Origin of the sequence: Pseudomonas sp. NY15354 (assembly GCF_048068075.1) — a bacterium.
Classification (GTDB): domain Bacteria; phylum Pseudomonadota; class Gammaproteobacteria; order Pseudomonadales; family Pseudomonadaceae; genus Aquipseudomonas; species Aquipseudomonas guariconensis_C.
Genome location: NZ_JBLUPV010000016.1, coordinates 65492 through 87909 on the forward strand (window position 1 = coordinate 65492; position 22418 = coordinate 87909).

At 61.7% G+C, this 22418-nt stretch carries 18 protein-coding genes; 8 read left to right on the forward strand and 10 right to left on the reverse strand.

The window, feature by feature from the left end:
- Positions 1-221: 221 nt before the first annotated feature.
- On the forward strand, positions 222-1247 hold the full coding sequence (locus ACNFCH_RS16330; protein ID WP_337158779.1) for a quinone-dependent dihydroorotate dehydrogenase: 1026 nt from the start codon (positions 222-224) through the stop codon (positions 1245-1247).
- Positions 1248-1347: 100 nt separating this feature from the next.
- On the opposite strand, the gene rmf is transcribed toward ACNFCH_RS16330, so the two are convergent.
- Positions 1348-1563 (reverse strand): ribosome modulation factor, encoded by a 216-nt coding sequence (rmf, locus tag ACNFCH_RS16335; protein ID WP_080642046.1) that lies wholly within the window; start codon positions 1561-1563, stop codon positions 1348-1350.
- 552 nt (positions 1564-2115) lie between these two features.
- Between rmf and rlmKL the strand changes: the two genes are divergently transcribed.
- Positions 2116-4308 (forward strand): bifunctional 23S rRNA (guanine(2069)-N(7))-methyltransferase RlmK/23S rRNA (guanine(2445)-N(2))-methyltransferase RlmL, encoded by a 2193-nt coding sequence (gene rlmKL, locus ACNFCH_RS16340; RefSeq protein WP_337158780.1) that lies wholly within the window; start codon positions 2116-2118, stop codon positions 4306-4308.
- A gap of 97 nt (positions 4309-4405) precedes the next feature.
- Positions 4406-6799, forward strand: coding sequence for a diguanylate cyclase (locus ACNFCH_RS16345; RefSeq protein ID WP_416743123.1), 2394 nt, complete (start codon positions 4406-4408; stop codon positions 6797-6799).
- A gap of 764 nt (positions 6800-7563) precedes the next feature.
- On the opposite strand, the gene dacB is transcribed toward ACNFCH_RS16345, so the two are convergent.
- Complete coding sequence (gene dacB, locus ACNFCH_RS16350; RefSeq protein WP_337158782.1) at positions 7564-9027, reverse strand: D-alanyl-D-alanine carboxypeptidase/D-alanyl-D-alanine-endopeptidase; 1464 nt, start codon at positions 9025-9027, stop codon at positions 7564-7566.
- 187 nt (positions 9028-9214) lie between these two features.
- On the opposite strand from dacB, the gene ACNFCH_RS16355 reads away from it, so the two are divergent.
- The gene (locus ACNFCH_RS16355) at positions 9215-9562 is read left to right on the forward strand and encodes a YggL family protein (RefSeq protein WP_070093503.1); all 348 of its coding nucleotides are present in this window, start codon (positions 9215-9217) and stop codon (positions 9560-9562) included.
- A 29-nt stretch (positions 9563-9591) separates the two neighbouring features.
- Here ACNFCH_RS16355 and ACNFCH_RS16360 read toward each other — a convergent pair whose 3' ends face one another.
- From ACNFCH_RS16360 to ACNFCH_RS16385, 6 genes are all read right to left on the reverse strand, one after another.
- Positions 9592-13212, reverse strand: coding sequence for a transporter substrate-binding domain-containing protein (locus tag ACNFCH_RS16360; RefSeq protein WP_337158783.1), 3621 nt, complete (start codon positions 13210-13212; stop codon positions 9592-9594).
- An 8-nt stretch (positions 13213-13220) separates the two neighbouring features.
- Positions 13221-13841 (reverse strand): response regulator transcription factor, encoded by a 621-nt coding sequence (locus ACNFCH_RS16365; RefSeq protein WP_337158784.1) that lies wholly within the window; start codon positions 13839-13841, stop codon positions 13221-13223.
- Positions 13842-14115: 274 nt separating this feature from the next.
- Positions 14116-15447: a deoxyguanosinetriphosphate triphosphohydrolase gene (locus ACNFCH_RS16370; RefSeq protein WP_196164171.1), complete on the reverse strand. Its 1332-nt coding sequence runs from the start codon at positions 15445-15447 to the stop codon at positions 14116-14118.
- 75 nt (positions 15448-15522) lie between these two features.
- On the reverse strand, positions 15523-15852 hold the full coding sequence (locus tag ACNFCH_RS16375; RefSeq protein ID WP_337158785.1) for a hypothetical protein: 330 nt from the start codon (positions 15850-15852) through the stop codon (positions 15523-15525).
- Entirely contained in the window at positions 15849-16223 is a 375-nt protein-coding gene (locus ACNFCH_RS16380; protein WP_070093499.1) for a phage holin family protein, read from the reverse strand. The genes ACNFCH_RS16375 and ACNFCH_RS16380 overlap by 4 nt, the downstream gene beginning before the upstream one ends.
- Before the next feature lie 9 nt (positions 16224-16232).
- Positions 16233-16547 carry a DUF883 family protein gene (locus ACNFCH_RS16385; RefSeq protein WP_070093498.1) on the reverse strand — a complete coding sequence of 105 codons (315 nt, stop codon included), beginning with the start codon at positions 16545-16547 and terminating at the stop codon, positions 16233-16235.
- A 299-nt stretch (positions 16548-16846) separates the two neighbouring features.
- On the opposite strand from ACNFCH_RS16385, the gene ACNFCH_RS16390 reads away from it, so the two are divergent.
- The 4 genes from ACNFCH_RS16390 (at position 16847) to ACNFCH_RS16405 (ending at position 19672) form a co-directional block, all read left to right on the forward strand.
- Positions 16847-18055 (forward strand): ammonium transporter, encoded by a 1209-nt coding sequence (locus tag ACNFCH_RS16390; protein ID WP_337158786.1) that lies wholly within the window; start codon positions 16847-16849, stop codon positions 18053-18055.
- Between the two features lie 73 nt (positions 18056-18128).
- Entirely contained in the window at positions 18129-18365 is a 237-nt protein-coding gene (locus ACNFCH_RS16395) for a glutaredoxin family protein (protein WP_337158787.1), read from the forward strand.
- A 63-nt stretch (positions 18366-18428) separates the two neighbouring features.
- On the forward strand, positions 18429-18737 hold the full coding sequence (locus ACNFCH_RS16400) for a transcriptional regulator (RefSeq protein WP_337158788.1): 309 nt from the start codon (positions 18429-18431) through the stop codon (positions 18735-18737).
- 50 nt (positions 18738-18787) lie between these two features.
- Positions 18788-19672 (forward strand): pseudouridine synthase, encoded by an 885-nt coding sequence (locus ACNFCH_RS16405; RefSeq protein WP_337158789.1) that lies wholly within the window; start codon positions 18788-18790, stop codon positions 19670-19672.
- Between the two features lie 77 nt (positions 19673-19749).
- Here ACNFCH_RS16405 and ACNFCH_RS16410 read toward each other — a convergent pair whose 3' ends face one another.
- Positions 19750-21315 carry a PAS domain-containing methyl-accepting chemotaxis protein gene (locus ACNFCH_RS16410; protein WP_337158790.1) on the reverse strand — a complete coding sequence of 522 codons (1566 nt, stop codon included), beginning with the start codon at positions 21313-21315 and terminating at the stop codon, positions 19750-19752.
- 197 nt (positions 21316-21512) lie between these two features.
- Positions 21513-22289, reverse strand: coding sequence for a CPBP family intramembrane glutamic endopeptidase (locus ACNFCH_RS16415; RefSeq protein WP_337158791.1), 777 nt, complete (start codon positions 22287-22289; stop codon positions 21513-21515).
- Between the last annotated feature and the right edge of the window lie 129 nt (positions 22290-22418).

Here is a 22418-nt window from a genome sequence, read left to right on the forward strand (position 1 = left end):
GAAAAACCCGGCCTCGGCCGGGTTTTTCTTTTTCCAGGGTGCTGCTTTGTCGTGCAGGCAGCCTTGGCGTTCTGCCTCAAATACCTATTCAACGGGATGCTCGCCCTCACAGGAGCATGCCGTGCGCCCGTGGCATAGCAACCCATGTGCCAAGAGCCCTGTCGTCCGAGCCGCGTGGTAGCTATAATCGCCCCCTCACTCACCGCGAGTCTTGCCTGACCATGTATACCCTGGCCCGCCAGCTGTTGTTCAAGCTTTCCCCGGAAACTTCCCACGACCTGTCCCTGGACCTGATCGGTGCCGGTGGCCGCCTCGGTCTCAATGGCCTGCTGTGCAAGCAGCCAGCGGCATTGCCGGTGACGGTCATGGGCTTGAACTTTGCCAATCCGGTGGGCCTTGCTGCAGGCCTGGACAAGAATGGCACCGCCATCGATGGTTTCGCCCAGTTGGGGTTCGGCTTCGTCGAGATCGGTACCGTGACGCCGCGCCCGCAGCCGGGTAACCCCAAGCCGCGACTGTTCCGGTTGCCAGAGGCCACTGCGATCATCAATCGGATGGGCTTCAACAACCTGGGTGTCGATCACTTGCTGGCCCGGGTGCGTGCGTCGCGCTATGACGGTGTGCTCGGCATCAACATCGGCAAGAATTTCGATACCCCCGTCGAGCGTGCGGTGGACGACTACCTGATCTGCCTGGAAAAGGTCTACGCAGACGCCAGCTACATCACCGTCAACGTCAGCTCGCCCAACACCCCAGGCCTGCGTACCCTGCAGTTCGGCGACTCGCTCAAGCAACTGCTTCAGGCCCTGGCTGTGCGTCGCGAGGAGCTGGCAAACGAGCACGGTAAGCGCGTGCCGCTGGCAATCAAGATCGCCCCAGACATGACTGACGAAGAAACGGCCATGGTGGCCTCGGCCTTGCTCGAGACTGGCATGGACGCGGTGATCGCGACCAACACCACCCTGAGCCGTGAAGGTGTGCAGGGCCTGCCGTATGGTGACGAGGCGGGCGGTTTATCCGGCGCGCCGGTGCTTGAGAAAAGCACCCACACCGTGAAAGTGCTGGCGGGCGAACTGGCCGGCAAGTTGCCGATCATTGCCGCAGGGGGTATCACCGAGGGGCGTCATGCAGCCGAAAAGATCGCGGCTGGTGCAAGCCTGGTGCAGATCTATTCGGGCTTCATCTACAAAGGGCCTGCGCTGATTCGCGAGGCAGTGGACGCGATTGCAGCCTTGCCTCGGTCTTAAGAAAGGCAGGCATAAAAAAGGGCCCCACTAAGGGGCCCCTGGGCCTCAGCCCGCCGCCCGGATAGGGCGCGCATGGTGACTCGAATTCAGTGTCCTCGTCTCAGCCAACGGCGTGATTTTCGTTGAGTCTCTGGATGCCTGCGGTGCCGGTCATACCATCCCAGTTATCGCCCCGGCCCTCCCGCCAGCCATTGATCCAGGCTTGACGAACGGACGGCAGATTGAAGGGGCAAAGCTCGCGGGATTTGCCGGTAACCCCGTATTGGTAGCCACGTGAATATGCTCTTTCCAACGGATCACGCTTAAGTCTTCTCATAGGGTGTTGCCCTCACTTGTTGACTGTAATGTCCCGTCGGCCTCTCCGAGGCCGGGCAGAATCGTTCTGCCGGTGTGCGCTCGCTGCCGGCGTGGCGAGCAGAAAGTGTTGCCTCGTTGCGAGACAACCTAAAGCCAGTTCTAACCAAAGCGAGTCACAGTGTGAATGATCGATTTGTCATAAGGACGTAACGTTTCATAGAGTCAAAGGATAAGTAAATAAATGCGACTCAACGTGATTTGTCGTTGAGCCCGCTATGATCAGGGTTTAGTGCCCCTTGCAGTCATCTGGCCAGCGTCTTGGGCGGATGTGCGGTAACAATTTGAAATGCGACGAAGGGTCACATTGGCCGCCGCGTCGCTGGAAATTTTCATACTGCCTGACGATCTAACCCATTTCGCAAGGTGCGAAGGGGCGCGTCGTTCAGGTGGCCCGGCCTTCCCGGACTGCGGGCAAGGCCACCCGGGCGCCTGCTGGAAGGGTGTGCGGGCAAACATCGGCGGGGCGATGCGTCGGCCCGTCACTCAATCAGCCCAAGGCTCTGGATTGCTCATGTCGGACCGTTTCGAACTTTATCTTACCTGCCCCAAAGGTCTTGAAGGCCTGCTTGCCGAGGAAGCCCGCAACCTGGGCCTGGACGATGTGCGTGAGCACACCTCGGCCATCCGCGGCTCGGCCGACATGGAAACCGCTTACCGCCTGTGCCTGTGGTCGCGCCTGGCCAACCGAGTACTGCTGGTGCTCAAGCGCTTCTCCATGAAAAACGCCGATGAACTCTACAACGGTGTGCATGGGGTCGATTGGCAAGATCACCTGGCGGCCGACGGCACCTTGGCGGTGGAGTTCAGTGGCCATGGCTCGGGAATCGACAACACCCATTTCGGTGCTCTCAAGGTCAAGGACGCGATCGTCGACAAGCTTCGTAACCGCGAAGGGCAGCGCCCGTCCGTGGACAAGATCGATCCGGATGTGCGCGTGCACCTGCGCCTGGATCGTGGCGAGGCGATTCTCTCCTTGGACCTGTCCGGGCACAGCCTGCATCAACGCGGCTACCGTCTGCAGCAAGGTGCCGCGCCGTTGAAGGAGAACCTGGCGGCGGCAGTGTTGATCCGCGCCGGCTGGCCACGCATCGCCGCCGAAGGAGGCGCTCTGGCCGACCCTATGTGCGGTGTGGGCACCTTCCTGGTGGAGGCGGCGATGATTGCCGCCGATATCGCGCCCAACCTCAAGCGTGAGCGCTGGGGCTTCACTGCCTGGCTTGGCCATGTGCCGGCGTTGTGGCGCAAGGTCCATGAGCAAGCCCAGGCCCGTGCCCAGGCCGGTCTGGCCAAGCCCCCGCTGTGGATTCGTGGTTATGAGGCCGACCCACGGCTGATCCAGCCGGGGCGCAACAACGTCGAGCGTGCAGGCCTGGGCGACTGGGTGAAGATCTATCAGGGCGAAGTCGGCAGCTTCGAACCGCGTCCAGACCAGAACCAGAAAGGCCTGGTCATCAGCAACCCACCTTACGGTGAGCGTCTCGGTGACGAAGCCAGCCTGCTGTACCTCTACCAGAACCTCGGTGAGCGTTTGCGCCAGGCCTGCCTGGGCTGGGAGGCGGCAGTGTTCACCGGCGCCCCTGAGCTGGGCAAGCGCATGGGCATCCGCAGTCACAAGCAGTACGCCTTCTGGAACGGCGCCTTGCCGTGCAAGCTGCTGCTGTTCAAGGTCCAGCCCGACCAGTTCGTCACTGGCGAGCGTCGCCAGGCCGAGTCGGACTCAGACATCGCACGGCACCCGGCAGCGGTGGCCAATGAGCCGGCGCGTTTGTCCGAAGGCGCGCAGATGTTCGCCAACCGCCTGCAGAAAAACCTCAAGCAATTGGGCAAGTGGGCCCGCCGCGAGCAGGTCGATTGCTACCGCTTGTATGACGCCGACATGCCGGAATATGCCCTGGCGGTGGACCTCTACCACGACTGGGTGCACGTGCAGGAGTATGCCGCGCCACGCTCGGTCGACCCGGACAAGGCCCAGGCGCGTCTGCTCGATGCCTTGGCCGCCATCCCCCAGGCGCTGGGTATCGACCCCCAGCGTGTGGTGCTCAAGCGTCGGGAGCGCCAGAGCGGGACGCGTCAGTACGAACGCCAAGGTGCGGAGGGCCGTTTCCAAGAGGTGAACGAAGGTGGCGTGAAACTGCTGGTCAACCTCACGGATTACCTGGACACCGGTCTGTTCCTCGATCACCGTCCGATCCGTCTGCGCATCCAGCGCGAGGCGTCCGGCAAGCGCTTCCTCAATCTGTTCTGCTACACCGCGACGGCTACGGTACACGCGGCCAAAGGCGGTGCTCGCAGCACCACCAGCGTCGATCTGTCCAAGACCTATCTGGACTGGGCGCGCCGCAACCTGGCGCTCAACGGATTCTCGGACCGCCATCGCCTGGAGCAGGGTGACGTGATGGCCTGGCTGGAAGGCAACCGGGACAGCTACGACCTGATCTTCATCGATCCGCCGACCTTCTCCAACTCCAAGCGTATGGAAGGGGTGTTCGACGTGCAGCGCGACCATGTGCAGTTGCTGGATCTGGCCATGGCCCGTCTGGCGCCAGGCGGTGTGCTGTACTTCTCCAACAACTTCCGCAAGTTCCAGCTCGACCCGAGCCTGGTCGAGCGTTATGCCGTCGAGGAGATCAGCAACCAGACCCTTGACCCTGATTTCGCGCGTAACAATCGAATTCACCGGGCATGGCGCATTCAGGCACGATAGGCGGCGTGTACGAGGTTGCGCGGCTAGTGGCCAATAGCTATAACTGACCCGAAGGGCCCGACAAATTCGCAGGACGCTGATGTGATGAGATCGCTTTATGTCGAAGTGTGGCGTTCGTGCGAAGGTGCTCGGCATGTTCCGCGAAGCGCTGCCCGCCTGGGGGGTGGCGTTGGTGGTCCTGGTCGCTGGCGGTCTGCTGACGGCGGCCTTGGCCATTGCCACACAAAGCTTCTACTTGCAGCAACTGCGTCAACGCTTCGAGCTGCTGGCCAACGAGCGTTTTAGTCGTATTGCCGAACGCTTCGAGGATCAGGAGCAGCGTCTGGACGGCCTGCGACGGTTTTTCAGTTATTCCAACGAAATCACCCCCCAGGAATTCGACGGGTACGCCCGACCACTGTTGTACCGGACCCAGGCGTATTCCTGGGCACCCCGGGTCGAGGCCGGACAACGCGCGGATTTCGAACGACGCGCAAGCGCCTGGCTAGGCCAGGATTACCAAATCCGTGATCAGGACGCCCACGGCATCTGGCATCCTGCGCCTGCGCGCGACCATTACTATCCGGTGCTCTATACCCAGGCGGCATCCTTGCAAGGACAGCCCTATGGGCTGGACTTGCGTGGGCAGCCCCAGCGTGAGGCGGCGCTTGCTCGGGCTTCGTCACCTGGCAGCATGGCGGTGTCCGCACCGCTGGACATGATCAACGTCGAGCCCGCCTATGCCCGTGGCGTCTTGGTCGTGGCGCCAGTGTTCGCCAACAGCAATCCCGATGGGTTGCCCTCTGGCTATGTCATGGCGTTGCTGAGCATGCAGCGCTTGATCACCGAAGGGCTACCGCCAGCAGCGGACGACAACTTAGTGGTGCGCATCCTCGATGCCTCGGGAGCCAAAGGGGCGGAAGTGCTGTTTGACTCCCGAAACACTGTCGCCCAAGTACCCTTGGCCAGCACCCACCTTTTGCATTTGGCCGACCACCACTACCAGCTCGACATCCGTCCCAGCCAGGCTTTTCTCAAGGCCAACCGCTCCTCGGCGGTGGTGGCAGTCAGCTTGTTGGGCGGTTTGCTCAGCGTGTTGCTCAGTGCCTTGCTCTACAGCTTGTTCAGTCAGCGCCAGCGTGCGCTTGCGCTGGTCGACCAGCGCACCGCCGAACTGCAGATCAGTGAGCAGTCCCTGCGTGAAACCCACAATCGACTGCGCAGCGTGCTGGACGCCGCGACCCAGGTCGCGATCATCGCCACCAATCTCAAGGGGCTGGTCAGCACCTTCAATGCCGGCGCCGAGCGCATGCTGGGGTACTCGGCAAGCGAAGCCATTGGTCAGTTGCGACTCGAGGATCTGGTACCCCCGGAAGAACTCAGCCAGCGCGCCCATGCCCTGAGCGTGCGTTATGGGCGCGAGATGGGCGGCGGCCAGGCGATGTTCGCTGAGACCGTGCAGGAAAAAGGGACCGAGGCAGGGGAGTGGACCTTGGTGCGCAAGGACGGCAGCCACCTGCTGGCCAACATGCTGGTCACCGCAGTGCTCGATGAGCAGGGCCTGTGGGTGGGCTACCTGGCCATCTGCATCGATGTCACCGAACGGCGGCGCGTCCATGAAGCGCTGGCGGCCCGTGATCGGTTGTTGGAGAAGCTCAGCGCCGAAGTCCCGGGCGGGATCTACCAGTACCGCCTGGATGCGAGTGGACACTCCTGTTTCCCCTATGCCAGCCAGGGGCTGCACGATATCTATGAAGTCGATCTTCAGACACTGCGCGAGGATGCTTCGGCGGTGTTCGAACGCATCCATCCTGACGACCTGGAACGCGTCCGTCGTTCGGTCCGATACTCGGCCCTGCACCTGACGCCCTGGCGCGAAGAGTACCGCGTGATACTGCCCCAGGCGGGCCTGCGCTGGGTTCGCGGAGAGGCCACCCCGGAAGTTGGCGAGGCGGGGTGTACCTTGTGGCATGGCTACCAGACGGATATCTCCGACCTCAAACGGGTGGAGGAAGAGCTTCGGGCGCTCTCGGTCACCGATGCCTTGACCGGCATCCATAATCGGCGGCATTTCCAGGAGCGGCTGCAGAACGAGCTGGAGCGTGCTCAACGTGATGGGCTGGACCTGGCGGTGATCATGCTGGATATCGATCATTTCAAACGGATCAACGACCAGTACGGCCATGCGGTGGGGGATCATGTGTTGCGTAGTCTTTGCCAACGGATTGGCAATCGCCTGCGGCGTACCGATGTGTTTTGCCGTTTGGGTGGCGAGGAGTTCATGGTGCTTTGCCCTGGCAGCAACGCCGAACAGGCGCGGTCGTTGGCGTTGGAGCTGTGGCAGGGGGTTCGCAGTGTTCCGATTGATGGGGTGGGCCGGGTGACGGCGAGTTTCGGCGTGGCGGGCTGGCGGCCGGGGGAGGGGGCTGATGCTTTGCTGTTGCGGGCTGATGCGGGGGTGTATGCGGCCAAGCAGGCGGGGCGGGATCGGGTCGAGGCGGAGTTGCTCTGAGGCTGGGCTTTTGTGGTTTTGTGTTGGTTGTTGGTGTTGTGGGCAGATCCGTTTGCTTGGGTGACGCTGAGTCACCTTTGCGCTCTTACGGCGGGTCACTTGGTCTTGGCCAAAGTAACCAAAGCCGCTGCGCCCCCGCATACGGCCCGGCGCTTCGCACCGGGTCTCCTCGCTGTGGCGGCCTCCATCTCGCGACTTCGGCTACGCCGAAGGGCGCTGCGTGCCTGCACCTCCAGACACCTCCGCTTGGCCCAAGTTACAGGCGGCGCCTGGGTTGGCGTTGTTTTTTCAGTGAGGTGGGTATTGAGTTTTCCGGCCATTCGCGGGTAAACCCGCTCCCACAGGTACAGCGTCGTTCTCAAGGACAGCGGTGAGCCTGTGGGCGGGTTTACCCGCGAATAGGCCGGCAGAAACAACAAATTAATTAGCTTGTTTGCCGTTGCCTTTGCTTTTGATGCGCGATAGTTCAGACACCACCAATCGCGACCTCAGAAGGCCGAGTGTAGGTGTCTGTAGGGGCAGGCGCGCAGCGCCCTTCGGCGTGAGCCGAAGTCGCGAGATGGAGGCTTGCGTAGCGAGCCGGAGGCCGCGAAGCCCTGCAAGGCAATGAAGAGGGAACCCCGCCACGGGCGGTGCGGATGTGGGAGCCAGCGGCTTTTGCCTACTTTTGCCCAAGAGCAAAAGTAGGTCGCCGTAAAGGCGAAAAGCGCCAGTGGCGCCACCACCAACACCGGATATTCACACTCTCTGAAAGCCCAAGCCGATCAAGGCATCCCAGCCGCCGCAGTACTCCCTACCTTCGGCTGCCGATAAAGATCCAGCAACACCTGATCCAGCACCTGCGATGCTCCCCAAGGCTTGGGATCATTCAGAATCGCCGCCACCGCCCAGGTGTTTCCATTGCTGTCCCGGCTGTACCCGGCAATCGCCCGAACGGTGTTCAGGGTACCGGTCTTGATGTGTCCTTCACCGGTCATGGCCGTGCGTTTGAGCCGCTTACGCATGGTGCCATCCATGCCCACCAGCGGCATGGAGCTGATGAACTCGGCGGAGTAGGGGCTTTTCCAGGCTGCTTGCAGCAATGCCGCCATCTCACGGGTGCTGACCCGCTCGGCGCGGGACAGCCCGGAGCCGTTTTCCATGATCAGGTGCGGTGCGGTGATGCCTTTTTTCGCCAGCCACTGACGTACCACACGCTGGGCGGCGCGGGCGTCGTCGCCATCGGCATCCGTGCGGAACTGCGCACCCAGGCTCAGGAACAACTGCTGGGCCATGGTGTTGTTGCTGTACTTGTTGATGTCGCGGATCACCTCGACCAGATCCGGCGAGAATGCCCGTGCCAGCAGGCGTGCGCTTTTGGGCACGTTCTCGATACGGTCGCGACCCTGAATGCTGCCGCCCAGTTCGTTCCAGATCGCTCGCACCGCACCGGCTGCATAGGTCGGGTGATCGAGCAGCGACAGGTAGGTCTGGGAGTTGCAGCCTTCGCCAAGCTGGCCACTGACGACTACGCTGACGCCGTCGGGCTGAGTCACCGGGTTGTAGCGTACATCGCCAACACATTTTCTGGAGGCGACGGCCTTGACCTGGTTGTCGATGCGGACGTTCGCAAGCGGCGGCTCCATGGCTACGGTGACTTTTCCGCCATCGTTGCGGGCCACGAAGCGCAGGGCCTTCAGATTGACCAGCAGTGAGTCGGGACGGACCAGAAACGGCTTGTTCACATCGCCGCCGTCGTCATTGAACTGCGGCAGGTTGGGCTGAACAAAGTGGCTGCGATCCAGCACCAGGTCGCCGGTCACCGTGCGCACGCCGTTGGCGCGCAGGTCACGCATCAACAGCCAGAGCTTTTCCATGTTCAGCTTCGGGTCGCCACCGCCCTTGAGGTACAGGTTGCCGTTGAGCACGCCGTTGCTCAGAGTGCCATCGGTATAGAACTCGGTTTTCCACTGGAAGGTCGGGCCCAACAGTTCCAGGGCCGCATAAGTGGTCACCAGCTTCATGGTCGAGGCCGGGTTGACCGAGACATCGGCGTTGAACACGGTTGGCGTGCCGGGGCCGTTGAGCGGCAGCATCACCAGGGACAAGGCCGAATCTTGCAGTTTGTTGGCTTTGAGCGCCTGTTGCACTTTCGGCGGGAGAGTGGTGTTGGCGGGCGCGGCCTGGCTGGGCATGGCGAGCGGCAGGAACAGACCGGCGAGAATCAGGGGACGGAGCGTTTTGATCATGTGCAATTTGAACCCTGCGGACGAGGGAAAGTGACATTGGGGCTGTACAAGATGATGGCCCCACGACGAAATATAGTGCGCATTATGCCCCAAGCGCACCCTCCATGGGCCATGTTCGACGGAAAAGCGCCGCAGTCGTCCGGAAACTGGTAAAGTGCCGCGCGTTAATACTCAAGAGGATTGTTTCATGGCCACCAACCGTTCCCGTCGTCTGCGCAAGAAACTGTGCGTGGACGAATTCCAGGAGCTGGGTTTCGAACTGAACCTGGAATTCAAGGAAGACCTGTCCGACGAAGCCATCGATGCCTTCCTCGATGCCTTCCTCGCTGAAGCCATGGATGCCAACGGCCTGGATTACGTCGGTGGTGATGACTTCGGCCTGGTTTGCCTGGCCAAGCGTGGCTCGGTCAGCGAAGAGCAGCGCGCCATTGTCGAAGCTTGGCTCAAGGGCCGCAGCGAACTGACCAACATCGAGCTCAGCCCGCTGCTGGACGCTTGGTATCCGGACAAGCCGATCAACACCCAGGCTTCCTGATCCGCCTGAGCGGCGCATTTCTGCGCTGCTCATCCAGCACTGGCCGGGTGTTGCAGATGCCTGGCCAGCGCTTTCTCCGTTCGGCGCATATGCCGTGCCAATGCCTGTCTTCGCAGCTTGAGCTGCGTCAATGACAAGGTTTCCTGCTCCAGCGCTTCACACGCTTCCATCAAATCCCTGGCCTCCAGCATTCGGGCCGTGCTGAGGATTTTGTGCGCCTGCGCGGCGATGGCCTGTGCATCTTCCGAGTCGATGGCCATCAGTGTGGCCAGGTCCTGTATCAAACTCTCTTGTAAGGCATTCAGGAGTCGAGTGCGGCTGTCAGGATCATCGCCGACGATGGCCGACAGGCCCTCGAGCGCCAGGCGCTTGCGTGGCCTGGGCCCTGGCGCCGCATGCCGACCTGGCGCGACGCCCGCCAGGCGCTGGTTCAGCGTGTGCAGGCCAATCGGCTTGAGCAGGCAGTCATCCATGCCGACATCCAGGCATCGCTGACGGACTTCCGGCTGGGCGTTGGCGGTGTAGCCCAGGATCAGGCAGCGCGGCCAGCCGCGTTGGCGCTCCACGGCACGGATCGCCTCAGCCACTTGATAGCCGTTCATTTGCGGCATGTTGCAGTCGAGGATCACTACATCGAAACCGCCCGCGCGCCATTTCTCCAGGCCCTCGCGTCCATCGCAGGCGGTGGACAGGCTCAGCCCCAGGAAACTCAGTTGCTGCTCCATCAATAACAGGTTGGCTGGGTGATCATCGATGACCAGCACGTTCAACCCGCTGTTCGGTGCCTCGACGTCCTGCACGAGCGGAGTGGGCACCGGTGGCGCTTCGACGCATTGCAGTGGCATGACCAGGCTCACCTGAGTGCCGACGCCAGGCAGGCTCTTGATGGTCAGCGTGCCCCCCATCATTTCGCTCAGGCTGTGGCTGATCGCCAACCCCAGACCGGTCCCCGCCCGTGCGCCTTCGCTGTGTGGATTGGCCTGGACGAACGGATTGAACAGCTCCTTGAGTGCCTCCTCGTGGATACCGATGCCGGTGTCGCGGACCTTGAGTTCCAGGCACGGTCCATTGAGGTCGGTGCCTTCGTGCACGTGCAGATTGATCTGGATCTGGCCATGCTCGGTGAACTTGATGGCATTGCTGACCAGGTTCGACAGCACTTGCTTGAACCGCAGCGGGTCGAGCAGCGCATGGCAGCGGGCATTTGGCGCAATGACCACCTGCAAAGCCAGGCCCTTCTGTCGTGCCAAGCCATCGAACACTCGGGCCACCGACTGGACCAGAGCGCTGGGGTCGACCGACTCCGGGGAGAGGCACAGATGGCCAGACTCGATCCTGACGATGTCCAGGATGTCACCGATGAGCCCTAGCAGGTCTTTTGCCGAATGGTAGGCGACCTCCAGGGACGGCCGATCCAGTTGCCCGCGATCCGCCCGTCGCACTGCCAGCTCCAGCATGCCGATGACCGCATTCATGGGCGTGCGAATCTCGTGGCTGATGGTCGCCAGGAAGGTGCTCTTGGCACGATTGGCGTCGTCGGCCCGCTGTTTGGCCAAGCGCAGCTCCTGCACCAGCTCGCGACGGTCGCTGATGTCGATCCAGCCACCGATGATCCCCTGGACTTCACCCAGGGAGTCGCGATAGGGCAGGATCCAGTGGTAGATGGTCAGCTCCCGTCCTCCCATGCGTAAAGGACGGTCGAGGATCAGGGGGGTACCGGCGGCCATGACTTGCTGATAGTCGGCCTCCATCTGCTGGGTGTATTCCCGGTCAGCGCCCGGGCTCTCATCCAGTCGCTTGCCCATGACTTGGTCGGTCTGGGCTTGGACGGCCTGCAGGTAGCTGTCGTTACAGCTTTGCAGTCGTCCTTCGCGATCGCGTACATACATCGGATGAGGCGTGCCGTTGAGCAGGGCGCGCATGAACTCCAGCTGGTCGTTGAGAGCCCGCTCGGCGCATTTGCGTTGCCTGATCTGCCATCGCAGGTGGGCGTTCCAGATCAGTGCCAAGAGCAACAACAAGCCGACTGCCAGCAAGAACTTCAGCGCCAGGCGGCGAAATTCCCGCCAATACACGTCGTCGTGGAGCCGATAACCTCCCCACCGATTGTTGATCACGCCAAGCTCTTCCGGCGAGATGCTTTGCAGGGCTTTGTCCAAGATGGACGCCAGCGCATGGGCCTGGCTGTTGGTGGCCATCGCGACCGTGGCTGGCTCGCTGCCAATCGTACTGCGAATGACCAGGTCTGGGTTTCCGGCCAGGGCATGGTTGGCGTCGATCAGGGTAGTGATGGCCGCATCGACCTCCCCGCTGCCCAAAAGCGCAATGGAGAAGAACGGGCTGTCGGTTTCGATCTTGCTGATTTTCGGGTATCGGGCCGAGAGCAACCCGGCCATGATGCTGTCGCGTGTGATCGCGACTTGCCGGTTCTGCAGGTGCTCCAAGGACGCCGCTTGGTCACTGCCGGCGCGGGTGACCAGCACATAGGTGCTTTCCAGGTAGGGCCGGCTGATGTGCAGGGCGCCATCGTGCTTTTCGTCACTGGAGATGGCGGCGATGACATCGGCCCGGCCGTCCTTGAGGCGAGCCAGCATGTCCCGTATGCCGCTGGCCCGCTCGATCTCGAAGCGCAGGCCGGTGCGCAGCCGGATCAGATCCAGCAGGTCGGCGGCGATGCCGCGAAAATTGCTGTTGCTATCGAAATAGGAAACCGGGGCGGCGGTCTCGTTGATGGCCACGCGCATCACTGGATGTTCCCGCAACCATTGTTCTTCGCTGGCCGAGAGTTGGAGCTTGCGATCAGTCAGCAGATGGTCGCTCCCCGCACCCCAGCGCTTGAAGATGCTGGCGGCCATGATGGGCGTCTGGCTCTCGAGGGTCGTATCGACCAACTCCTTGAGGAGGGTGTCCTGGTGACGCAGGGCGAAACTGAAGCCAATGGCCTCGTGCTTGCCGAAGCTGGCCATGCGCAAAGGCGGGAGGTGACCGCGATTGAGTTGGTAGTGGGTCGAGATGGTATCGCCAATGAACACGTCGGCCTGGCCGAAAGCGACGGCGTTCAGGGCCAGGGTGGAGGAGCGAAAGGCCAGCAGTTCGGCTTTCGGATAGGCACTGAGCACCTCCTTGGGCGAGAGATAGTGATAGAGCATGCTCAGGCGCAGCCCTTTGAGTTCGTCATCCAGTACGCGACGTTCGTGTTCACGGGTCACCAGCACTGGCTGATCGATCGCATAGGGGCGAGAGAGCGCAAGGCCTGCGACGGCTTCATAGCCGTTGGCGCTGCCCAGCAGGTCGATCTGACCATTCTTGAGTGCCTCGATCGCTGACTGGCGGCTGTCGAAGCCCAGCACGCGGACCTTCAAGCCCAGCGCAGTGCCGATCAGGCCGGCATATTCTGCGGTGAGCCCTTGGTAGTCGCGCCCGCCGGTGGTGATATCGAAAGGTGGGTAGTCCGGAAAGGATGTGCCGATCACCAACTCCTTCTTTTCAGCGAGCCATTGGCGTTGGGTCGGTGTCAGCACCGGTAGCACCGGCTTGAGCGACGAACGCGTCAGCAGGTTGAGTGCCTTGGGCCTGTATTGCATGGCATGCGCCGGGTGGCAGGCCAACACAAGGGCAACGATGAACAGGCAGGTCAGATACCGCCCCATGTCCCACCTCAAACCAGCGCGTTGCGCTTGGCAACATCAATCAGGTCGACCAACGTCTGGACCTCAAGTTTTTGCATCAAGCGCTTCTTGTAGGTGCTGACGGTTTTGTTACTCAGAAACATGCCCTTGGCAATTTCCTTGTTGCTCTTTCCTTGGGCGAAAAGTTGTAGAACCATAAGTTCTCTGTCGTTAACGTGTCGGAAAAGTCGTATCTCTTGGTCTGGAATAACCTGGCTGGTGTTAACCGCCTGGCTGGGGAAATAGTTGTAACCGGAGAGCACGGCCTTTATTGCGCTAAGCAGTTCACTCAGGTCCTCCTGTTTACCAACATATCCGGCGGCCCCCGACTGCATGCAGCGGACCGCGAAAAGCGCAGGGCTTTGTGCTGTCAGTACCAGCACTTTCAAGGGCAAGGCCATGCTCTGGAAGCGGGACAGGATCTCAAGGCCATCGAGCTTGGGGATGGCAATGTCGAGGATTACCAGGTCGGGGCGTGTCTCTCGGACCATCTGCATGGCATGGACGCCATTGTCCGACTCACCGACGACCTTGTAGTTCTGATTTTCCAGCAACATGCGAACCGCCATGCGGATAACGGGGTGATCATCGACAATATATACAGAGTGCATATTCAACTTCCATGCGGCGGGTGTCGGAAATAATGCGCACCTTAGCTCAGTTGGAAGTCATCGGACATGCGAGGAGCGGCCGCGGCTCGCATATGGGAAAATACCTACAGTAAAAAGCTACGCGCGCTACGAATGGGGCGTATTGGTGCCGATAATTGCGCGGAGTTTGGTAACTTTTTATTAGTAAATATGGGTGAGTGTTTAATGCTATTGAGGGCTAATAAGAAATTTCCTTCAAATACTAGCCCTCAAGACTATTGGTTTGTCACAACGCTCAGAGGGGGCTGGAACGTCCCGTCATTTCACTGGCCATTTCGCTCGCATAGCTGTCGGTCATGCCGGCGATGAAATCGATCATGCGCAGGAAGGCCGTATGCAGTGAGTCATGCGGGTCGGGGGCATGATTACCGATCAAGTCCAGTACACGTCGGCTCTTGAATGAAGGGGTGCGTCCACCATGTTGTTCCAATGCCGCTCCACAGAAGGCATTCAGGAGAATCTCGAGGGTGGTGTAGGCACCGATTTCGTGCAGGGTCTTGCGTTTGTCCTGGAAGATTTTCTTGCGCGCCATGTCCTTGGCCTGGAGCACGCAGCGCTTGGCTGGGCCGTGCATGTGCTCGACCAGATCGCCGGGCAGGTGCCCAGCCAGCAAGGCCGTCTGTTGCTCGACGAAGGCCTGGGCCGCCGCGTTGGTCAGATGCTCGATGGCCTTGCCACGCAGGATCGCCAGTTTGCGTCGCCGTGAGTCCGTTGGCCCCAGTTGACGGTAGGTTTCGGGCAAATCGTCGCCCACCAGATCGAGCAGCAAGGCCTCGACCTCGGCGTACTGCAACAACTCCATCTCCAGGCCGTCTTCGAGGTCGATCAAGGCGTAGCAGATGTCGTCCGCGGCCTCCATCAGGTACACCAACGGATGGCGCGCCCAGCGCTGCTGCTCGAGCTGTGGCAGGCCGAGCTTGCGGGCGATTTGCTCGAGCAGCGGCAGTTCGCTCTGGTAGGCGCCGAACTTGTGTTTCTTGTAGCCCAAGGCGTCGGCGTGGCGGGCGCTCCACGGATACTTGAGGTAGGTGCCCAAGGTGGCGTAGGTCAGCCGGGTGCCGCCGTCGAACTGGTGGTATTCCAGTTGGGTGAGTACACGAAATCCCTGGGCATTGCCTTCGAAGTTGAGAAAGTCGGCGCGCTCGTCATCGCTCATGTCGTCCAGCCAGCCACGTCCGGCAGCCTGCTGGAACCAGTGGCGTATGGCATCTTCGCCGGAGTGGCCAAAGGGCGGATTGCCGATGTCATGGGCCAGGCACGCTGACTGTACGATCATGCCCAGGTCGCTGGGCTCGCACCAGGCCGGCAGGTGGTCGCGCAGGGTTTCACCCACGCGCATGCCCAGGGAGCGACCGACGCAGCTGACTTCCAGGGAATGGGTCAGGCGCGTATGGATGTGATCGTTGCTGGAAACAGGGTGGACCTGGGTCTTACGCCCCAGGCGGCGAAAGGCACCGGAGAAGATGATGCGGTCATGGTCTTTGTGGAAGGGGCTGCGCCCCAGTTCCTCGGGGCTGTACAGGGCTTTGCCCAGGCGTTCGCGGGTCAGCAGGGTGTGCCAGTCCAAGGCTCAATCTCCCGTCAGGTGGAAGCCATAGCTTCCCGTGTCGGGCGCGCCCGCGCAAGCAGCGGGCGCGATCGATCAGGGGCGTTGGCTATTGCGCAGGAACAGTCGCACCAGCGGTGCCAGGCTGGTGCCCAGGCGCAGCAGGCGGGCAAGGTTGCCGCTACGCACGCCTTTACCGGTGAGGAACCCTAATGCGACCACCGCGCCCAGGCCCCAAAGCGGTGCATGCTTGATCCCCAGGCCCCCGTGTAGTGAGTCGCCCATGCCACGCAGGCGGCGGACCGGCTCGAGCAGTTGTGCCGACTCGTGGTGGATCTGTTGGCGGTGCATTTCAAGGCGCAGGCGCAGCAATGCCTTGCGCAGCTCACGCGGGTTACGGGTATTGGGCAGTTCGGGCAGGCTCATGGCAGCAGGCGCTCCCTGTCCTTGGCGAGTTCTTCAAGGGTGGCGCTGAAGGGGGACGACTCGTCGAACACCGCCGCCTTCAGCCGCAGCCCACAGTACAGTGCAGCGATGCCGTAGAACACGCACAAGCCGATGATGCCGGCCAGGCGATAGCTGTCCCACAGCAACACCAGCACCAAGCCCGACAGGGCCGTTAGTAGCAAGAGGGCAAACACCAGCGCGAGGCCCGCGAACAACAGCAAGCTCAGGGTGCGGGATTTCTGCTCCTGCAGCTCGATGCCGAACAGTTCGATGTGACTGTGCAATAGACCGAGCAAAGCCGCGCCGAGGCGCTTGCCGGAAGCGCTGGCGCCTGGGGCGTCGTTTTCCATGCTCACCCCTTAGCGTCGACTGGCCAGCAAGCCGATCAACAGGCCAACGCCCGCGGCGATGCCGATGGCCTGCCACGGGTTTTCCTGGACGTACTGCTCGGCGCTGCCCAAGGCTGCCTGGCCACGTTCGCGGACCGAATCCTGAGTCAGTTGCAGGGTTTCGCGGGCTTGGGTCAGACGATCATGAAGCTGCTCTCGCAGTTCGTCGGCCTGGTCGCCGGCCAGATTGGCGGTGTCGGCGAGCAGTTTCTCGGTGTCTCGAACCAAGGCCTGGAAGTCAGCCATCAGTATCTCTTGAGCAGTCTTTGCCGATTTGCTGGCCATGGAGGCTCTCCCTGTAGAAGTGTATGGCTATTTCGAGTGATGGGGTTGGCGGAAGGTTCAGTATGGTCGCTGGTACGGCCCTTGCTATCTCCCGGAGCGTGGCTAGCCGTTATTGCGCTGAATGCGTGCGCAGGCCACGCAATACCGATAAACCTTAACCCAATCCACGACAAACCCAAGAAAAAACCACGCAGGCCTCGCCCGGCTCACCGAAACAGGGCAGGGGCCTGGCACCGAATCGGTGCACAGATGCGGGCTCTTGAACTGTCCTGGTGCCTTTTCAGCAGGTCTGCCTACTCATGGAAAACATGCACAGCGCGATGGACTCCCTCGTTCACGGCTCCAATACCTTGTTCATTCTCATGGGCGCCATCTTGGTCCTGGCCATGCACGCGGGGTTCGCCTTCCTGGAGGTTGGGACCGTACGCCACAAGAACCAGGTCAATGCCCTGTCGAAGATCCTCAGCGACTTCGCGATCTCGGCCTTGGTGTACTTCTTTGTGGGCTATTGGGTGGCCTATGGCGTGAGCTTCTTCCAACCTGCGGCGGCGCTGTCCGCCGACCATGGCTATGCGCTGGTCAAATGCTTCTTCCTGCTGACGTTCGCGGCGGCGATTCCGGCGATCATCTCCGGGGGGATCGCCGAACGCGCCCGCTTCGTGCCTCAGCTGTGCGCCACGGCGTTGATCGTGGCGATGGTGTATCCGTTCTTCGAAGGGGTGGTGTGGAACGGCAACTTCGGGGTGCAGGCCTGGCTGCAAGCGCGCTTCGGGGCCCCGTTCCATGACTTTGCCGGCTCGGTGGTGGTGCATGCCATGGGCGGCTGGCTGGCGCTGGCAGCGGTGCTGTTGCTCGGAGCGCGCCGTGGACGTTACCGCGAAGGTCGGCTGGTGGCCTTTGCACCGTCGAGCATTCCGTTTCTGGCGCTGGGCTCGTGGATTCTGATCATCGGCTGGTTCGGCTTCAACGTCATGAGCGCCCAGACCTTGCAGGGGGTCAGCGGACTGGTGGCGATCAATTCGTTGCTGGCGATGGTCGGTGGCACCTTGTCGGCCTTGCTGGCCGGGCGCAATGACCCGGGCTTTCTGCACAACGGCCCGCTGGCCGGATTGGTGGCGGTGTGTGCCGGTTCGGACGTCATGCACCCTGTCGGTGCCCTGGCCACGGGCTTGGTCGCCGGGGTGTTGTTCGTCTGGTGCTTCACCGCGGCGCAGAACCGCTGGAAGATCGACGATGTGCTCGGGGTCTGGCCGCTGCATGGCCTGTGTGGCGTGTGGGGCGGTATCGCCTGCGGTATTTTCGGGCAGGTGGCCCTGGGCGGGATGGGCGGTGTCAGTCTGGGCAGCCAGTTGCTGGGCAGCCTGGCGGGTGTCGTCGTGGCGTTGGTCGGTGGTTTTGCGGTCTATGGCCTGATCAAGCGGGTGCATGGGCTGCGTCTTAGCCATGAACAGGAGTTCCAGGGCGCCGACTTGTCGCTGCACCGTATCGGGGCGACCAGCCAGGATTGACGTGCATCAGATGCACGAGGGCGGGCATGGTCCTAGAATGGATATCCCGTTCCCGCAGACTCGAGGCGTGTCCATGCTGCCTGAATGCCAACTGTTCGGCACCTTGGGGTGCCACCTGTGCGAAGTCGCCGAGGCCATGCTGATGCCGTTCATCGAACATGGCCTGTTGGTCGAACTGGTCGATGTCGCCGAAAGCGAGGCGTTGTTCGAGCGTTATGGGCTGAGCATTCCGGTACTGCGTCGGTGTGACACCGGCGCCGAACTGGGCTGGCCGTTCGATGCCGAGCAGGTCGTGGCGTTTCTGGGCTGAGCCGTTGACGCAGGCTTGGGCGAATCCGTATGCTGTATATAAATACAGTATTTGGATGTGCCCATGTTCAACGTCGAGCAACTGAAGTACAGCGTCAATCGCATGCCGCCCGAGCAGGTATGCGAGGCGGTGCTGGAACTGCGCCTCGAAGGCCTGGTGACCGACGACCGGACTCCGTTCGGCAAAGTCCATTTCAACACCTGTTTCGCCGAGATCGAAGCGTTGTTCCAGCGCGCGGGCTATCACCGGGCGCTGGATGTAGTGGGTTACCAGGGACTGATCTATGCCCTTTACGATCCCGGCCGTTGGGAGCCTGTGCAGGTCCTGCGCTGGCTCAAGGAGCGCAGTGAACTGCAGGCCGAGGCTGGTTGAGCCTGTGGCCATGGGGGATAATGCCCGCCTTTGAATGCCCGAGCCCTGTCATGACTGCCCCTTTCGACCCCGCCCATCAGCAAGCCAGTACTGTTTGTCTGCCTCCGGGCTCGTGGCGAACGGTGCTCGATTGCCTGTGCGACCACTTCAAGGGCATCGGTCGTGAACAATGGCTGGACCGCTTCGCCCGGGGGCGGGTGCTGGATGCACAGGGCCAGCCCATAGCGGCGGACTTTCCCTATCGTCGGGGGCTTCGCCTGCATTATTTTCGCGAAGTGCTCAATGAAAAGCCGATTCCTGTCCAGGAGTCGGTCCTGCACGTAGACGAGCACCTGGTGGTGGCGGACAAACCGCATTTCCTGCCGGTCACGCCGACAGGCGAGTATGTCGAACAGACCTTGTTGCGCCGTCTCATTCGGCGCCTGGACAACCCGCATCTGGTGCCGTTGCACCGCATCGACCGGCATACCGCGGGCCTGGTGCTGTTCTCTGCCAATCCGCAGACTCGCAGCGCTTATCAACGACTGTTCCCCGAGCGGCGTATCGACAAACGCTACCAGGCCATTGCGGCGGCACTGCCCGAGCACGAGTTCCCGTTGGTGCACCGTAGCCGCCTGGTGCATGGCGAGCCTTTCTTCCGTATGCACGAAGTGGAAGGTGTGGAGAACAGTGAAACCCTCGCTGAGGTGCTTGAGAAGAACGGCGAGCTATGGCGCTATGGTCTCTCGCCGGTGACCGGCAAGACGCATCAATTGCGGGTACACATGGCCGCGCTGGGTGCGGGTATCTGCAATGACCCGTTCTACCCGCAGTTGTCGAAGGATGAGGACGATTACCAGCGGCCGTTGAAGCTGCTGGCGCACAGTTTGCGTTTCGAGGATCCCCTGACTGGGGAGATGCGCTACTTCCAGAGCCGGCTGGCGCTGGACTGGTGAGCTGTTGCGCTTCTCCGTCGGTGGTCGGCCCGCTCCTGTAGAAGCGGGCCGGCCACCGACAATAACACCGACTTGCGTCAGCGGTTGAAGCGTTCCACCAGCGAGTACTGGCTGCCGGCGGTGCTGGTCAGCTCTTCACTGAGCAAGGCCGAGCGCTGGGCCTGTTCGGCGGTCTGGTCGGCGAGGTCGGCAATGGTGCTGATGTTGCGGCTGATCTCGTCGGCCACGGCCGTTTGTTCTTCGGTAGCCGCGGCGATCTGGGTCGCCATGTCGGTGATGTTGGCCACGGCTTCGCTGATCCCTACCAGGGCCTGGTCTGCCTCCATTACCCGCTCTACGCCTTCCTGGGCCTGACGATGGCCATTTTCCATGGTCTGCACGGCATTGCTGGCCGTCTGTTGCAACTTGGCGATCAGGTTGTGGATCTGCCCGGTGGACTCGGCGGTGCGTTGAGCCAACTGGCGGACTTCGTCGGCCACGACCGCGAAACCACGGCCCATCTCACCGGCACGCGCGGCCTCGATGGCGGCGTTGAGGGCCAGCAGGTTGGTCTGGTCGGCGATGCCTTTGATCACATCGACCACGCCGCCGATCTCGTCGCTGTCCTTGGCCAGCTGGGTGACGGTCTGCCCGGTTTCGCCAACGGCTTGGGACAGGCGAGAAATGGCCTCGCGGGTTTCTCCGGCGATCTGCCGCCCCTGGCTGGTCAGGCGATTGGCCTCCTGGGTCGCATCGGCGGTGCGCTGCACATGATTGGCCACTTCCTGGGTGGTGGCTGCCATCTGGTTGACCGCGGCGGCGACCTGTTCGGTTTCCACACGTTGGCGCTCCAGGCCGGTGGAGCTCTGGTGGGCCAGGGTGTCGGACTCGCGGGCCTGGTCACTGAGCTGCTCGGCACTGTCCTGCAAGCGGGTCAGGCAGGTCTTCATGCGGGCGTCCTGGCTGAGCATGGCCATTTCCAGGCGGGCCTGGACACCGCGGCTGTCGGTAAACATCTGCGCGATCAGTGGGTCAGAGGTGGTCTGTTCGGCCAGGCGCAGTAGGCGCTTGAGGCCGCGCTGCTGCCAACTCAGGCCGAGCAGGCCCAGTGGCACCGACAGGCCCGCGGCCAGGGCGAAGCCCCAGGAGTGGCCGAGCCAGTTGCCGATCAAGAAACCGATCTGGCTGACCAGGATGAACGGCAGCCAGTCCTGCAGGACGGGCAGCCACTTGTCACGGCGCGGGACCGCAGGCTTGCCCTGGTTGATGCGCTGGTACAACGCCTCGGCGCGGCGGATCTGCTCGGCAGTGGGCTTGACCCGCACCGACTCGTAACCGACCACCTGGTTGTTGTCGAAGATCGGCGTCACATAGGCATTGACCCAGTAGTGATCGCCGGACTTGCAGCGGTTCTTGACGATCCCCATCCACGGCAGACCCTGCTTGAGGGTTTGCCACATATGGGCGAACACGGCCGATGGCACGTCGGGATGGCGGACCAGATTGTGGGGCGCTCCCGTCAGTTCCTCGCGGGAGAAGCCGCTGATATCGATGAATGCATCGTTGACGTAGGTGATCACCCCCTTGGCATTGGTGGTGGAGATCAACCGCTGTTCAGCAGGAAACGTCCGTTCTCTCTGGGTAATCGGTTGGTTGTTACGCATGAGGTTCAATCCGCAAGGCTTTGGATTCGTATCGGCCAGCCGCTGGTTTTATTGAATGTTTATTTAATTTACTTGATCTGGAGCAAGGAATGGCTTCAGATTTTTAGTAAATAAACGCCTGTTTTTGCATCATTTGTCGTCAATATTGCCGATTTTTTAAGGTTTTGTGACGCAGTAGTCCGATCATGACCGATTGCTTAGCTAAGTGCCAGCATCGGATAGCTAAAGCCTGCGAAGTGCGCAAGGTTGACGCCGAAGTGGCAGAGGACCGCTGCCATCAATCCGCCATGGCGATAAGCCAGGCCGTAACCCACGCCGGCGAGAGTGGCCAGGCAAAACCATTGCCAGCCCGCCCCTAGATGGGCCAGGCCGAACAGCAACGCGGCGGCGAATAGCGCCAGATGGCCATGGCCGAACAGGCGTTGCAATCCACCTTGGATGTAGCCACGAAACAGAAGCTCCTCGGTAAGGCTGACCAGCAACAGATTGTTCAGCAGCCAAAGCCAGGCTTGATCCGGCCATTTCGGTGCCCAGGCCACTATGCCCAGCGCCCAGGCGCCGCCGAGGCAGACGAACACGGTCGCGGGCAGGATGAACACAAGGCTTGTGCGCCACGCGTGCCCGCGCCAGGCCAGTACCCAAGGGCAGGTCAACAACAGCCAGAAGCCGATCAGCGGCTTGTCGAGATTCAGGTACATGGAAAAGGGCAGGGCGCCTTCGCTGAAGATCGCTTGGTCGATCACCTTGGCGCCCTGAAAACCAGGTAGCCAGTGCATTGCCAAGGCGATGGCGAGCGCGATGAACAGTGCGTGCCCGGCCACCTGCTGCCAAGGTACCGCACGGTGGGCCAGCAGAGCGGCGCAAACCAGGGCGCCGAATGTCGGTAGGCTGGCCGGTCCCAGGTTGCCGTAGACCAAGGCCAGGCTGTAGCCGAGCCCGAGTGGAAGCAGCGCGGGCCAGGAAAAAGCAGGCATGGGAATTCCTTGTCATGACGCGTCGAATACCGTTTCGACTGAGCAGCGACTGGCCAGGACACGTGCGCCCACTCGCAGGCTGACGCCAGTTCCTATACATCGGTATGGGAAAGGCGTTGCCTGCGATGG